Source organism: Caballeronia sp. BCC1704 (assembly GCF_902833455.1).
GTDB lineage: Bacteria > Pseudomonadota > Gammaproteobacteria > Burkholderiales > Burkholderiaceae > Caballeronia.
The window spans coordinates 296,559-310,743 of record NZ_CADFFT010000005.1 but is presented as its reverse complement, the minus strand read 5'-3'; the positions used below and the strand labels follow the sequence as shown (position 1 = coordinate 310,743).

Genomic DNA, 14,185 nt, shown 5'->3' with positions numbered 1-14,185 from the left:
CGTGATGCGACGAGCCGCGCCCGGGCTGACTCGTCCGAAACGAACGCATAGGTTCACGCGCGTTCAACCGGTGATTTTCGTGACGTATTCGAGTGGCAGACGCCCCAAGCTAGTTTATTTCCCCACACGCATCGTCGCGCCGACGCCAGGCGCGAGTGAGAGTGATTTCCAGATTTATGCGTCGTATCGCGGTAGTGCGGCAAGCGGCTATTACGGCACCTTGAAGGTCGTGCGAAAAACGGACGGGCGATTGCTATTTCCGTTCGAAGGCGCGGACACGCTCGGGCCCTACGCGTCAAAGTCGGATGCGATCGAAGCGGCGCAGCGCCGCGGCGACGAGGTCGTGCAGGCCGATCTCGCGCGCCCCGAGCTGTGATCGAAGTTCGTGTGTCGGCGGAACTCGCAAAGCCATTGCCGTTAAAGCGGTGGCTAGGCGGGAGCATGACTTGCTAACATGTCGCTCTTCGCGCTTATCGAGTTCCTTCTTCCGCCGGCGGCCAACATGACCACTCAACTCAGTGACGTATGCAAATCACGGCTCTTTCGCGTGACGCTGACAGCGCCTGTCGAGGGGATCGCGTTCGTCATGGCCGACAGCCGCGAAGCCGCCTGGCGCATGGGAAAGACGGTCATCGCGGTAGTGCAGGGCGTGGGCGTGCAGAATGTCGCCATCGCGGGCGTGCATTCGTTCGGCGAACTCGTGAGCATGGGCACGTGCGATGACCTGGACATGCGCGTCTTCGAAGTCGCGAGCCCGAATGGCAAGAACACGGATTTTGCGGAAGCGCCTTACTTCCTGACCAACGATGCGTCGCTGCTCGGCAAATGGGCCGAGCTCCGCGCGGATCTCGCGGCCAATGTGGCACGCGCGCTGATCCGGCGGGCTAAGTAAGCGCCGCTCGGTAAACTCGGTTTTGGCTGACGCCCGCTGGTACAGCGTGCGTCGATAGGCGGGAAACTGCGGCCGGCAGAAGGCTCAGGCGGCCACGCGGCGGTTCTGCTTCTCTTGAGCATCGGCGGCGGCGGAGCCGAGCGCCGAATCGAGCAAGGCCAGCTTGCGTTGCAGCGTGGCGACGCGTTGGCTTTGCGAGGGGACGAGCTCGTAGTCGCTGTCGAGTTGCGCCACGCGCATATCCCAATACTTCGTCGGCAGACGTCCCGGCGCGGCGCTGCCTTCCACGAAACTCGCCAGGATCAGTTCGAGGTGTTTGAGTTCGCGCTCTGCGAGCTGGGCCGGGCGACGCTGTCGGAAGGCGGGGGCGGCGGCGAGGGTTCGTGTCATAAGGAAGCGTCCAGCGTGAAATCGGAAAGCAACTACAAGAGCAAGGTGCGTACCTTCGCGACTTTTTCGCACCGATAAATGTGTTTCCAAATGAAACGGACGTGCGCTCAGGCCCGCCGGTATTAGCATTCACCCTTATTCGTCTGGACTTAATTTGGCCGATAACTCCGACGCCAAATGCAGTCGTGCGTCGGCTAGCGCACGGACCGATGCGAAAACTTTTACACGCGGCATGGTGGTTTCTTCAAACGTTTGCCGTGGGTCTGGCGCTTGCTCCCTTCGCCGCGTGCCATCCTTCCTTAGTGAATCCACCGGATGCGAACCGCGCAGCGCGCCACTCGAACGCCATCGACATGAACGACACCACCCGCAGCATCGCCACCCGCGCGCGCAAACCGCTCGACCGTGAACTCGAAACCGCCCTTCGCAAAGTCTTCGGCTTTCCTCATCTGCGGCCGGGCCAGGACGAAGTCATCCGCAGCGTTCTCGACGGCCACGACACGCTCGCCGTCATGCCTACGGGCGCCGGCAAGTCCCTGTGCTATCAATTGCCCGCCTTGCAGCTGGACGGCATGACGGTCGTCGTGTCGCCGCTCATCTCGCTCATGCGCGATCAGGCCGCAAAGCTGACCGAAGCCGGTGTAGCAGCGTTGGTCCTTAACAGCACGTTGTCCACGACAGAAGAACGCGAAGCCATGCAAGCGGTCACGCAAGGGGAGGTCCGCATCCTGTTCGTCACGCCGGAGCGGCTCGTGAACGCGGAATTCACCGCGACGCTCACTTCGAAGGACATGCCGTCGGTGCCGCTCGTCGTCATCGACGAGGCGCATTGCATCTCTCAGTGGGGCCACGACTTCCGCCCGGCCTACGTCGAGCTGATCCACGCCGTGAAGACGCTCGGCCGCCCGCCCGTGCTTGCGCTGACCGCGACGGCGACGCCCGCCGTCATCGAAGACATCGTGCGCGAATTGCAGATGCGCCAAGCCAACGTCATCCATACGGGCGTGTACCGCGACAACCTGCATTTCTCGGTCGAGCAGTTGACGAATCCCGAGGACAAGCGCCGGCGGGCCATCGAACTCGCGAGCACGCTGGAAGGCAGCGGCATCATCTATTGCGCGACGGTGGCCGAATGCGATGCGCTGCACGCCGCGCTCGGCGAGGCGGGCGTCGCGGCGCAGCGATACCACGGCAAGATGGCGGCGAGCGCGCGGTCCGAAGCACAGGACGCGTTCATGGCCGACGAAGCACGCGTGATGGTCGCGACCAATGCGTTCGGCATGGGCATCGACAAGCCCAACATTCGCTTCGTGCTGCATGCACAGGTGCCGGGCAGTCTGGACGCGTATTATCAGGAAGCCGGGCGGGCTGGCCGCGACGGCGAGCCGGCCCAGTGCATCCTGCTTTTCGAACTGAAGGACAAGCAGGTTCAGCAGTTCTTTCTCGGCGGCCGCTATCCGAGCGCGGAGACGATCCGCCGCGTGGCCGAGTCGGTGCGCGACCTCGCGCGCGAAAACGCGAGCCAGACGCTCGAAAAGCCGCTGGAACGCCTGCGCGAAGCGTTGCCGCACGTCGGCGTGAACAAGCTGCGCGTCGCGGCCACGCTGCTCAACGATATGGGCGTGACGCGTCGCACGCGGCGCGGCGGCATGAAGCTGATTGACGACGGCGCGGCCATCGCGCAACTGGACGATGCCGCTCAGGGCTACGCGACGCGCGCCGGACGCGATCGCGCCGTGCTGGAACGCATGATCAGCTATGCGCAGAGCGCGCAGTGCCGGTGGCGCATGTTGCTCGACTACTTCGCCGACGACGTGGACGACGACGTTCCTTCGCAGCCGTCCGCGGGCAAACAGGAAGTGAACTATCGCGCGCCCGACGACGAACTCGGCGGCGGCGCGTGCGGTTCGTGCGACAACTGCCTGCATCCGCCGGAAGTGCAGGAGAGCCCGCGCGAAGTGCGCGAACAGGCGCTGTCGGAAGAGCACAAGAAAGAAGCGAAGCCGAAGCGAAGCGCACCGACGTTCAGTCAGGGCGACCGCGTGCGCGTGCGCCGCTATGGCGATGGCGTGGTGGAAATGGTGAGCGCGGATCGCGTGGCGGTGCGCTTCCCGGACGACGAGACGCGCACCTTCATCGCGCGCTATGTGAAGCGCGCGGCGTGACGGAAAGAAAAGGGCTTACGTGTTGGTCGGTTCGCCCGGATCCTCGACGCCCTTTTCGATGTTGTCCTTCTGATCGGCGTAGTCCTTGCGGCTCGCGCCGTTGGTGATCTCGACATCGCCCTTGAGCTTGCGGTCCTCGTCACCGGTCACGGTGCCGATGGCCGTATCCACCCAACCCTTCACCTGTTCCTTGATGCCTTCGGTCGCGTCCTTGTTCATGTGACTCTCCTTTCGGAATTAGCGGTTTCAACATACCGTTCGTCGCAACGGTTATGCCCGAACTCACGGGCGCGCGTGTTGCTGAATCATCGTTCGATCAATCTTTCCGGGAGTCAGACGATGAAAGCAGTCGTGTTTCACGGCATAGGCAACATATCGCTCGACAACGTAGCGGACCCCACGATTCAGCACGATCACGACGCGGTGGTCCGGCTCACCGCAAGCGCCATCTGCGGCACGGACTTGCACATGGTGCGCGGCACGTTTTCCGGCATGGTGCCGGGCACCATCCTCGGTCACGAAGGCGTGGGCATCATCGAAGAAATCGGCAAGGGCGTGCGCAACCTGAAGCGCGGCGACCGCGTACTGATTCCGTCGACCATTTCGTGCGGATGCTGCGGATACTGCCGGCAGGGCTACACTGCGCAGTGCGACCTTGCGAACCCGAACGGTCCGTCCGCGGGCACCGCGTTCTATGGCGGACCGAAAGCCACGGGTCCGATCAACGGCCTGCAAGCCCAGTTCGCGCGCACGCCGCTCGCGAACGCGAGCCTGATCAAGCTGCCGGAGAACGTCGACGACGAGCGCGCCATTCTCATCTCCGATATCTTCCCGACCGGCTTCTTCGGCGCGCAGCTCGCGGAAGTGCGTCCGGGCGATACCGTCGCCGTGTTCGGCGCGGGGCCGGTGGGACAGTTCGCGATTGCGAGCGCATGGATGCTCGGTGCGGGCCGCGTGATCGTTGTGGATCGCTTGCAGGACCGTCTCGACATGGCGCGCGCGCAGGGCGCGGAAACGGTGAACTTCGATCAGGAAGACCCGGTGCAGGCGATTCTGGAACTGACGAACGGCATCGGCGTGGATCGCGCAATCGACGCGGTCGGCGTGGACGCGGTGCATCCCGAAGGCGGGCCGGCCGCGTCGGAAGACAAGATCAAGCAGGCGGAACAGGAAAGCCAGACGGTCACGCCCGAGCGCAATCAGGACGGCAACAATTGGACGCCCGGCAATGCGCCGACGCAGGCGATCGACTGGGCCGTTGCCGCGCTCGCGAAGGCGGGCACGCTCGGCGTGATCGGCGTATACCCGCCGAACGATCGCTTCTTCCCGCTCGGCATCGCGATGAACAAGAATCTCACCATCAAGATGGGCAACTGCAACCATCGCTCGATCACGCCGGCCTTGATCGAGCGCGTGAGCAACGGCTCGTTCGATCCGCTTCGCGTGTTGACGACGCGCGAGCCGATGATGAACGTCATCGAGGCTTATAAGGCATTCGATCTGCGCCAGCCGGGATGGATCAAGGTCAAACTCGATCCTGCTGCTTGACGGGCAATGGAAAAGCGGGGCGGTCTCCTCTCGCGAAACCGCCCCGTGTCCTCAGACTGCAACTCGTGTCAAAGACTTTAGACCTTCGAAAGATTAGCGAGCGCGATTGCGTCGATCAACGCGCTCATCTGCAAAGCACCTCTCCAGATGGCGCATGAATAACGTGGTCCATGTGCAACATCGAAATGAGCGAGCGTCGAGTTTCAATGGCACTAAGCGATTGACCGTAAAGCATTAACTCGCGCTCAAGCATGCTCATTCCAGTTTTAGCAATAGATTCTTACTCGGCAAAACGCGTCGAATAACGCGACGTATGAGAGCGCATTGCTTAAAGTGTGTCGAGCCTCCCGGGGACAAGGCGCATCGCCTCGGGAAGCCTTTGCTCTAAATCAGGACACACAGCAACCATGAAAAGAAATCTCCTCATTGTGGGCGTGCTCGGCGCCTTTGCGGCTTCGGCACAGGCACAAAGCAGCGTCACGCTATACGGCATGCTGGACGCCGGCCTCGTGTATGCGAATAACGCCGGTAACCACAGCAATTGGCAGCAAGGCAGCGGTTCCGTCTCCGATACGTATTTCGGCTTGCGCGGCAGCGAAGATCTGGGCGGCGGGTTGCACGCGCTCTTCAAGTTGGAGAGCGGCTTCAACCTGAATAACGGCGGCTTCAATCAGGACGGCATGTTCAATCGCCAGGCGTATGTCGGTCTGCAAAGCGATCAGTTCGGTACTGTCACGCTCGGCCGTCAATATGATTCAATGGTCGATTTTCTCGGGCCGCTTTCCGAAGCAGGCGCGGGCTATGGCAATAACCTGAGCGCGCATCCGTTCGATAACGACAATCTCGACAACTCGTTCTCGATCAAGAATTCGGTCAAGTATCGCAGCGCGAATTACGCGGGCTTCAAGTTCGGCGGTCTGTACGGCTTCAGTAACGACGCCGGCCAGTTCTCGAATAACCGCGCATGGAGCGCGGGCGCGTCGTACACGGCCGGCCCGCTGAACTTCGCGGCGGCTTACCTGCAAACGAACAATTCGCGCAACTTCAACACGGGCGGCGCGGTGACGGCGGGACAGAGCAACAAGGGCAACCTGACGGCGGACCTGCAACGCACGTTCGGCGCAGGCGTGAACTACGCGTACGGTCCGGCGACGGTGGGCTTCGTGTGGACGAACACGCACTATGACGGCCTGATCGCGGCGTCGCAGGGCGGCACGTCGTTCACCCTCCCGACCGGCACGAACCTGCATCTGAACAACTTCGAATTGAACGGCCGCTACGCGCTCACGCCGGCGCTGAACCTCGACGCCGCGTACACGTACACGGACGGCAAGCTCACGGGCTCGAACGGCACGGGCGATCCGAAGTGGCATACCGTCTCGCTGCAGGCCGACTACTCGCTGTCGCGCCGCACGGACGTTTATGTCGAAGGCGTGTATCAGCATGCGTCCGGCCAGCTCGGCAACGCTGGCGCGAACGTCGCGATCATCAACACGCTGTCGCCGTCGACTTCGCAGAATCAGGTCGCCGCTGCGGTGGGTCTGCGTCACCGGTTCTAAGCTGCACTGAGTTTCACCAACGCTTCACCAACACAAACGGCCGCGATCATGACGATCGCGGCCGTTTGTTCTTGCGGCGCTGTCGCGCGATGCGCGCGTCAGACTGCCTTGCCCGAGCCCAGGTCCGCGCCGGTCACCGGGTCGGCGGCGGGGTCGGACGCAGTGCGCGTTGCCATCGTGGTGAGCGCGTCCTTCTCCATCTCGCTCACGGTCACGCTCGCGGTGCCGTCGCCACCATCGACTGCGGGTTGCGGATCTTCGACGAACTTCCAGTCGCCGCCTTCGTTCCACGGGCCGCGTGCGTCGTCGCCCTTCGACATGTTGAAGTACACGCTCGTGAACTCCGGCACGCCCGGCAGCTTGCCTTGCGGGAAGTTCGGCTGGATCGAATGCAGCGCCTTCTCGAACGACTTCTGATGTGCGATTTCGCGCGTCATCAGAAAGCCGAGCGCGTCCTTGATGCCGGGATCGTCCGTCACGTTGATGAGGCGCTCATAGACGATCTTCGCGCGCGCTTCGGCTGCGATATTCGAGCGCAGATCGGCCGTCGGCTCGCCGATCGTGTCGATATACGCCGCCGTCCACGGGTAGCCGGCCGAGTTCGTGAGCGGCGTGCCCGCGCCATAAAGAATCGCGGTCGTGTGCGAATCGTTGCCGTTGCCCGTCATCGAGCGATACAGCTCGGCTTCCTGCTCCACCGCCTCGGCAAGCGCACCCTTCGCGCCCTTGTTCAACATCGCGACGATGCTGCCGATCACCTCCAGATGGCTCATCTCTTCGGTCGCGATATCGAAGAGCATGTCCTTGCGGCCCGGATCGTCTTCGGTAACCGCTTGCGTGAAGTAGCGCATGGCGGCGGCAAGCTCGCCTTGCGGGCCGCCGAACTGCTCGAGGAGCAGATTGGCGAGGCCGGGATTGGGCGCGGCAACGCGCACCGTGTACTGCAGACGTTTGTTGTGGATGAACATGGCAGGCTCCTTCGATGAAAGTGCGAGAGGTCCAAACAAGCGATGCGGGGAAGCGCCATCGAGCGTCCAGCGCTAGAACCGGATGGGCGCAACGAGTTAATAGCAGTGGGTATTCCCACGGCGCGCCGAGCCGTTGGATTTTTCCAATCGCGTCGATAGGGGCGACGCGCGGCGCGGTTCGCGCGGTCGTTTCCCAAGCGTGGGGCAGGTCGCCGCTCGATGCGCGGGCCCGTCCGCGCGAGTCGCGTTATTGCATTGCTTACGTGCTGTATGCGATGACGCAAGCTCGTCATGGACATCCTGGCGGCTGCTCACGCGGAACACGCGTTGCTGCACTTGCGTTGCGGTCGACGCTCTTGCTACTCAGTGATTCGACACGCGTTCCGACCTTTCACTCCCGCTGGAGGCAAACAATGAAGGCGCTGATTTGGCAAGGCAAGAAAGACATCCGATACGAGACAGTCCCGGACCCGGTCATCGAGCACCCGCGCGATGCCATCATCAAGGTATCGACGTGCGCAATCTGCGGTTCGGACCTGCATCTCTTCGACGGCTTCATGCCTGGCATGGAATCCGGCGACATCATGGGCCACGAGTTCATGGGTGAGGTGGTCGAAGTCGGCGCGGGCAATAGCGCGCTCAAGAAGGGCGATCGCATTGTCGTGCCGTTCACGATCGTGTGCGGCGAATGCGATCAATGTAAGCGCGGCAACTTCTCCGTCTGCGAGCGCAGCAACCGTAATAAGGATGTCGCGGACAAGGTGTTTGGCCACACGACGGCAGGCCTCTTCGGCTACACGCACCTGACGGGCGGCTATCCCGGCGGACAAGCCGAATACGTGCGCGTGCCGTTCGCGGACAAGACGCACGTCAAGATTCCGGACGGCCTGACCGACGAGCAAGTGCTCTTTCTCGGCGACATCTTCCCGACCGGCTGGCAGGCCGCCGTGCAGTGCGATATCGAACCGACGGACACGGTCGCGATCTGGGGCGCGGGCCCCGTCGGCCAGATGGCGATTCGCAGCGCCGTGCTGCTGGGCGCAAAGCAGGTGATCGCGATCGACTATATCCCCGAGCGCCTCGCGATGGCGCGCGCGGGCGGCGCGACCGTCATCAATTTCAAGGAAGAAAGCGTGCTGGAACGTCTGGGCGAACTCACCCAAGGCAAGGGTCCGGAGAAGTGCATCGACGCAGTGGGCATGGAATCGCACGCGACGCGTTCCGTCGATGCCATGTACGACCGCGCGAAGCAGGCCGTGATGCTGGAGACGGACCGTCCGCACGTGCTGCGCGAGATGATCTACGTGTGCCGTCCGGCGGGCACGCTGTCGGTGCCGGGCGTATACGGCGGACTCATCGACAAGATTCCGTTCGGCGCCGCGATGAACAAGGGACTGACGTGGCGCATGGGTCAGACGCACGTGAACCGCTGGACGGACGACCTGCTCAAGCGCATTCAGGACGGACAGATCGACCCGTCGTTCGTCATCACGCACACGGTCTCGCTCGCGGACGGACCGGGCATGTACAAGACGTTCCGCGACAAGGAAGACGGCTGCATCAAGGTCGTGCTGAAGCCGTGAGCGCGTGATGCGTTGCGCGCGCGTGAGCGGCTGCGAGCGATTCGTATGCTTACCGTGCGCTTTCGCACATTCACGCCGGACGCACGCTGGCGGGCCCGAGCGCCGCCGATATATAGTCGGCGGCCCAGCAACGGACAGCATCGGAGGCGGCGTGACACACGCTGACAATGCGCGGCGCGGCTTGGTTGCCCGCCGCATCGAGAGTTCGGCCATGCGCCTTCGCGGCGCATGACGCGTCTTTTTCCGCCGATGCGCGCGTTGGCCGTCGCGGTGGCGGCGCTTTGCGCGCATATCGGCGATGCCGCCGCGCAGGCTTATCGCGATGTCGCGCCGATCGCGCCGCCCGCCGCCGAGCGCCCGCGCGCGCCACAGCCGCCGCAGCAGCCGGCCGACGAGTCGCAGGCCGTCGCGATCGAAGACTTGCGCGGCATTGCGTTCGCGCGCGCAGGCGAGGCTGCATCGGGCAATCGCCGATCCGCCGCGCAGTCCGCCGCGCAGGGCGCGATCACGTCCACGGACCTTCCGCTCGCCGACGCCGCTTTCCTCGACACCTTCGCCGCCGACCTCGGCAAGCCGCTCACCTTCGCACGTCTCGCGCAGATCCGCCGCGCGGTCGTGCAGCGATATCGCGACGCGGGACAGCCGCTCGTCGATGTCTACGTGCCCGAGCAGGACGTGAGCAACGGCGTGGTGACCATCGCGGTCGCCGAGTTCCGTGCGGGGCGCGTGATGGCGAAGGGCAACCGCTATTTCTCCGATGCGCTGCTTACGCGCGAGATGCCGCTCGCGAGCGGCGAGCCGATCCACGAGGCCGATGTCGCAGCGGGGCTCGCGCTGCTCAACGCGAATCCGTATCGCCGCGTCGATGTGATCTATGCGCCGGGCGAGGCGCAGAACACCACCGACGTCGTGCTGCAAACGGACGACCGCCTGCCGCTGCGCGTCTACGGCGGCTACAACAACGACGGCGTGCGCGATCTGGGACGAGACCGGTTTCTCGCGGGCTTCGACTACGGCAACCTGTTCGGCATCGACGCGCGCATCGGCTATCAGGCGACGGCCAGCAACGACCTCTTTTCGGGCAATCCGGACATCGAAGGACGGCCCGACCGAGCGCGCTTCATTGCGCACTCATTCAACTTCTTCGCGCCGCTGCCGTGGCTCGATCGCATCGAACTGTTCGGCGTGTTAGCGCAAAGCACGCCGCGCCTGCCGGACAGCTACGGACAGACCGGCATCAGTTCGCAGTTGAGCTTTCGCTACGACCGCCTGCTTCCGCCGCTCGACAACGCGGGCGCGTGGCAGCAGCAGATTCAGTTCGGCTATGACTTCAAGCGCTCGAACAACGACCTCGAATTCGGCGGCTTTCAGGTGTTCAACGCGAACACGCATATCCACCAGTTCGTGCTTGCCTACGATCTCACGAACAGCGACCCGGCGGGCGGCACGCATCTGAACGCGTCGATTTTTGCGAGTCCCGGCCGTCTCGACAGCAGCAACAACGAAGCCGCCTTCGATGCCGCGCGGCTCGGCGCGACGCCGCGTTATCAGTACGTGCAACTGTCGGGACAGCATGAGTCGGCGCTGGGGGCGTCGGGATTTTCGGTGTCCGCGCGAGGGCTATTTCAGTGGACCGGCAACACGCTTTTGCCGAGCGAAGAACTCGGACTAGGCGGCGATGCGACCGTGCGCGGCTACGAGCCGTATGCGGCGCAAGGCGATCGCGGCTGGAACGTACAGACGGAAATGCGCGCGCCCGCGTTCACGCTGGGCGTCGCGGCGTTGCAGCCGTTCGTCTTCTTCGATGCCGGACACGTGTGGAACCGCATTCCCGAAGCGGGCGAGGTCAACAACGCATCGCTCGCGAGCGTCGGCGCGGGCATTCGCTTTCAGATGGGGCGTTTCGTCAGCGTGCGAGGAACGTTCGGGTTCCCGCTGAAAGCGGTGGTGCCGAACGGATCGAAGGCGCCGCTCGGCGAAGTGTTCGTCGTGATCGGAAGTTGATCGGAAATTGAAGGGCGGGCGGCTGCCCGCCCTTCGCGCTTCGTGCTAGACGCCTCAGGGGCGCGCCTGCTGCCAGCTGAGGACCGGGTGCGTCGCGTCTGCAGGCAGCGTCCACGCGCCGCCCGCGTTGAAGTTCCACGACGCGAAGTTGCCCGGCACGCGCATTTGCGCGCTCGAGAGTCCGTTCGCGTCGCCCGGCGCGGTGCCGTTGTTCGCGCCCACGGCATTCGTGAACGTCGTCGTGTCGCGGTTCCAGTAGACGTTGTTGATCACGCCTTCGTTCCTCGCCGCGATGCCGCCGTACACGGCAAACGGAGGTCCGCCGCCGCCGACCTGACCGACCGCGAACGATTCGTTGATGACGCCCGTGCTGCCGTTGTCGTAGACCAGTCCGCCGTCGCCGGTCTGGCCGCCTGTGCTGCCGGTCGCGTACGACTGCGTGATCGTGCCGGTATTGAACGCGACGAGCCCGCCCACCGATGCATGCGAGCCGCCGCTGACGTCGCCGGTCGCATACGACTGCGCGATGGTCCCGGTATTCACGCCCACGAGGCCGCCGGACGGGCCCTGATAGCCGACCGTCGCGCTGCTCGACGAACGCTCGATGCGGCCGTTGTTCGCGCCGACGAGCCCGCCGTTTCCTCCGCCGCCGAAACCGCCGTACGACAGGTCCCCCGAGGTCGAGGCATACGTGATCAGGCCGTTGTTCTGCGCGGCGAGCAGGCCGTAGGTTCCGGGCGCGCCGCCGCCGACGCTGGCGTTCGTCAGCTTGATGTCGCGCACGACGCCGCTCGCGCCGATCACCCCGAACATGCCGACGTAGCCCGACGACGAAGAATCACTGGACGCGAGCCGGTCGATGGTGCGGCCGAAGCCGTCGAACTGGCCGGTGAACGGCGTGTCGGGCGTCGCGCCGATCGGCGTAAAGAAGTTGGGATACGCGGTCGCGCTCGCGTCGATGTCCTTGCCGAGCGCATAGTTGCCCGCGAGGTTCTGCGAGACGCGGCCGAGATCGGCGAGCGTGTTGACGAGCTTGTACGCGGTGATCTGCGTGACGACGCCGCTATACGGCGCGGCCGTCCAGCCGGCGTGCGTGAGCAGCGTGCCGGGCGCGTAGCTGCCGTTCATGTCGTAGAGCGCACTCACAATGCCCGTGCTGCCCGACCAGTCGATCTTGCCGCGATTGGTCACGCTGCCGCCGTTGTCGACGCCTCTCGCATCGGCGCGCAAAGTGAGATTGCCGCCGCCCGTGTTCGCGATAGTCGATGTCTGCGCCACCGTCACGCCGTGCCCCGCGCCGAGCGTCAACGACGCGTTGCCGTTCCATTGCACGTTGCCGTTCACGGTCAGATCGCCGCCGGACTGCGCATTCACGGACGTGCCGTTGGCGAGGCTGCGCGACAAGGCGTTCGCGGTGGCGCTGTCGATGGCGAGCGTCGGCGACGAGAGCGACCACTCGCCCGCGACAACGTTTGCGTTCGCGACATCGAGCGTGGCCGCGCGGGTTTCGACCGTGCCGCCGCTGCCGTTCGCATTCGTCGCGGCGAGGGTTCCCGCCGCATGCACCGCGCCCTGATCGGCGACGAGCCACACGTGGCCGTCGCGCTTCGCGGTGCCGGTCGCGCGGATCGCCGCGTTGTTGCCCGCGAGCGCGTAGACGTTGCCGTCGGCGGCCTGAAGGCTCGCTTGCGCCGCGTGGATCACGCCCGCGTTCGCGACCGTGCCGTGGCTGCCCGTCTGCACGAAAATCTGCTGGCCGCTCGACGAATCGTGCAGCAGCACTTGCGCGCCCGCCGCCAGTTCGGCGCTGCCTTTGGGCGCGTCGATGGAGCCGGCGTTGACTGCAGCCGTGCGCGAGACGAGGAAGACATCGCCGCCGCTCGATCCGATCTTGCCGAGATTCACGACGACGCCGCGGCCGTCGCCGGAAAAGGTGAGGTCGCCGCCCTTCATGAAGGCCGCATCGCTCACGTTCAGCGACGACGCGACGAAGCGCCCGCCCGTCGCGATTACGCCGCCCGGCCCGATCACCACTCCTTGCGGGTTGATGAGATACACGCTGCCGCTCGCGGTGAGCTGGCCGAGAATGGTGGACGGATCGCCGCCCGTCACGCGATTGAGCGTCGCGCCGTTGCCGTTGTTGAACGTGACCTGCCGGCCGCTGCCAATGGAAAAGCTCTTCCAGTCGATCACGCCGCGCGGCGAAGTCTGGTCGATCACGAGCGACCGGCCGCCGCCGGTGATCGAACCGCTGCCCGCGGCGAACTGGCCGCCGCTCGGAAGCGGGGGCGCGGCGTGCGCACAGTGAAGACCGACGAGAAGCGGCACGATGGCCGAAAGCGGCCGAAGCCGCGAGGCGCGACTGAAAGAACCGATGCTGCGCTGCATACACCCTCCGGGCTGTGTCGATTTGTTTTGTCGTCTTTTGGCCGCTGACGGTGTAGCCGCGCCGTCGTCGGCTAGCGAGAGGGCGAACATCGATGTGCGAGCAGGCGGCACGAATTTAGCAACGCGGCCGAACGCCGAAGTGTGTGCTACCGCACATAGTCGCTGCAGAAAAAATCCGCGCGGCCGAAGGCTTGCTGCAAGGCGCGGGCAACCGGCTTGTCAAGTGAAATAAGCGTTTGGAGGAAGGCGTTCTGTCGGACGAATACAACGCCGCGCGCGGGGTTGCACGACTTTAGCGCGAGGGCCGCCGCCGCTCCGTCAGTTGCACGACACACGCGTGGAAAATGCGCTGAACGAGTTGGCTCTCGTAGTCGAGATCGTCGCCTTCGATGATCTTTTCGATAGCGCTGCGTCCGGCTTCGGTATCGAGCAGCGGACAGAAGCGCGACGCGAGCGCCTGCGCGGTGACGGAGAGCTTCGCGGTCTCAATCCAGTCGGCGGCGCGGTTGTGGTTGTCCAGCCAGCGATGCGCCGCGCGCACCTGAAACGACGGCTCGGGCCACGCGCCTTCGAGATAGAACGCGCCGAGAAAGCCGCATGTGAGCCAGCAGAGAAGATGCACCCGGTCGTCGGGTCCGAGCGGATAGCGGACTTGACTCATGATCGCACCACATGACGCGGCGACGCG

12 protein-coding genes are annotated in these 14,185 nt (G+C 64.4%); 7 read left to right on the top strand and 5 right to left on the bottom strand.

The annotated features are described in order from the left end of the window. Nucleotides 1-130: 130 nt before the first annotated feature. Nucleotides 131-376, top strand: coding sequence for a DUF6723 family protein (locus tag HWX53_RS24435; RefSeq protein WP_159834885.1), 246 nt, complete (start codon nt 131-133; stop codon nt 374-376). 126 nt (nt 377-502) lie between these two features. Then, complete coding sequence (locus tag HWX53_RS24430; RefSeq protein ID WP_175945729.1) at nt 503-892, top strand: hypothetical protein; 390 nt, start codon at nt 503-505, stop codon at nt 890-892. An 84-nt stretch (nt 893-976) separates the two neighbouring features. On the opposite strand, the gene HWX53_RS24425 is transcribed toward HWX53_RS24430, so the two are convergent. Further along, nucleotides 977-1,282: a hypothetical protein gene (locus HWX53_RS24425; RefSeq protein ID WP_175945727.1), complete on the bottom strand. Its 306-nt coding sequence runs from the start codon at nt 1,280-1,282 to the stop codon at nt 977-979. Nucleotides 1,283-1,635: 353 nt separating this feature from the next. Here HWX53_RS24425 and HWX53_RS24420 point away from each other — a divergent pair, with 353 nt between their 5' ends. Then, nucleotides 1,636-3,447, top strand: a complete 1,812-nt coding sequence (locus tag HWX53_RS24420) for an ATP-dependent DNA helicase RecQ (protein ID WP_175945725.1) — start codon at nt 1,636-1,638, stop codon at nt 3,445-3,447. A 15-nt stretch (nt 3,448-3,462) separates the two neighbouring features. On the opposite strand, the gene HWX53_RS24415 is transcribed toward HWX53_RS24420, so the two are convergent. Continuing rightward, the gene (locus HWX53_RS24415; RefSeq protein WP_175945724.1) at nt 3,463-3,666 is read right to left on the bottom strand and encodes a CsbD family protein; all 204 of its coding nucleotides are present in this window, start codon (nt 3,664-3,666) and stop codon (nt 3,463-3,465) included. 120 nt (nt 3,667-3,786) lie between these two features. On the opposite strand from HWX53_RS24415, the gene HWX53_RS24410 reads away from it, so the two are divergent. Together HWX53_RS24410 and HWX53_RS24405 are read left to right on the top strand one after the other, a co-directional pair. Then, nucleotides 3,787-4,995: a zinc-dependent alcohol dehydrogenase gene (locus HWX53_RS24410; protein WP_175945723.1), complete on the top strand. Its 1,209-nt coding sequence runs from the start codon at nt 3,787-3,789 to the stop codon at nt 4,993-4,995. Nucleotides 4,996-5,402: 407 nt separating this feature from the next. Beyond that, nucleotides 5,403-6,554 (top strand): porin, encoded by a 1,152-nt coding sequence (locus tag HWX53_RS24405; protein ID WP_175945722.1) that lies wholly within the window; start codon nt 5,403-5,405, stop codon nt 6,552-6,554. Nucleotides 6,555-6,652: 98 nt separating this feature from the next. Here HWX53_RS24405 and HWX53_RS24400 read toward each other — a convergent pair whose 3' ends face one another. Beyond that, the gene (locus HWX53_RS24400) at nt 6,653-7,522 is read right to left on the bottom strand and encodes a manganese catalase family protein (protein WP_175945721.1); all 870 of its coding nucleotides are present in this window, start codon (nt 7,520-7,522) and stop codon (nt 6,653-6,655) included. Nucleotides 7,523-7,935: 413 nt separating this feature from the next. Between HWX53_RS24400 and HWX53_RS24395 the strand changes: the two genes are divergently transcribed. Together HWX53_RS24395 and HWX53_RS24390 are read left to right on the top strand one after the other, a co-directional pair. Continuing rightward, complete coding sequence (locus tag HWX53_RS24395) at nt 7,936-9,105, top strand: zinc-dependent alcohol dehydrogenase (protein WP_175945720.1); 1,170 nt, start codon at nt 7,936-7,938, stop codon at nt 9,103-9,105. A 249-nt stretch (nt 9,106-9,354) separates the two neighbouring features. After that, complete coding sequence (locus HWX53_RS24390; protein ID WP_175946192.1) at nt 9,355-11,109, top strand: ShlB/FhaC/HecB family hemolysin secretion/activation protein; 1,755 nt, start codon at nt 9,355-9,357, stop codon at nt 11,107-11,109. A gap of 54 nt (nt 11,110-11,163) precedes the next feature. Here the strand turns inward: HWX53_RS24390 and HWX53_RS24385 are convergent, their stop codons facing one another. Both HWX53_RS24385 and HWX53_RS24380 read right to left on the bottom strand, forming a co-directional pair. Continuing rightward, on the bottom strand, nt 11,164-13,497 hold the full coding sequence (locus tag HWX53_RS24385) for a filamentous hemagglutinin N-terminal domain-containing protein (RefSeq protein ID WP_175945719.1): 2,334 nt from the start codon (nt 13,495-13,497) through the stop codon (nt 11,164-11,166). A 292-nt stretch (nt 13,498-13,789) separates the two neighbouring features. Continuing rightward, nucleotides 13,790-14,158 carry a hypothetical protein gene (locus HWX53_RS24380; RefSeq protein ID WP_175945718.1) on the bottom strand — a complete coding sequence of 123 codons (369 nt, stop codon included), beginning with the start codon at nt 14,156-14,158 and terminating at the stop codon, nt 13,790-13,792. Nucleotides 14,159-14,185 lie beyond the last annotated feature (27 nt).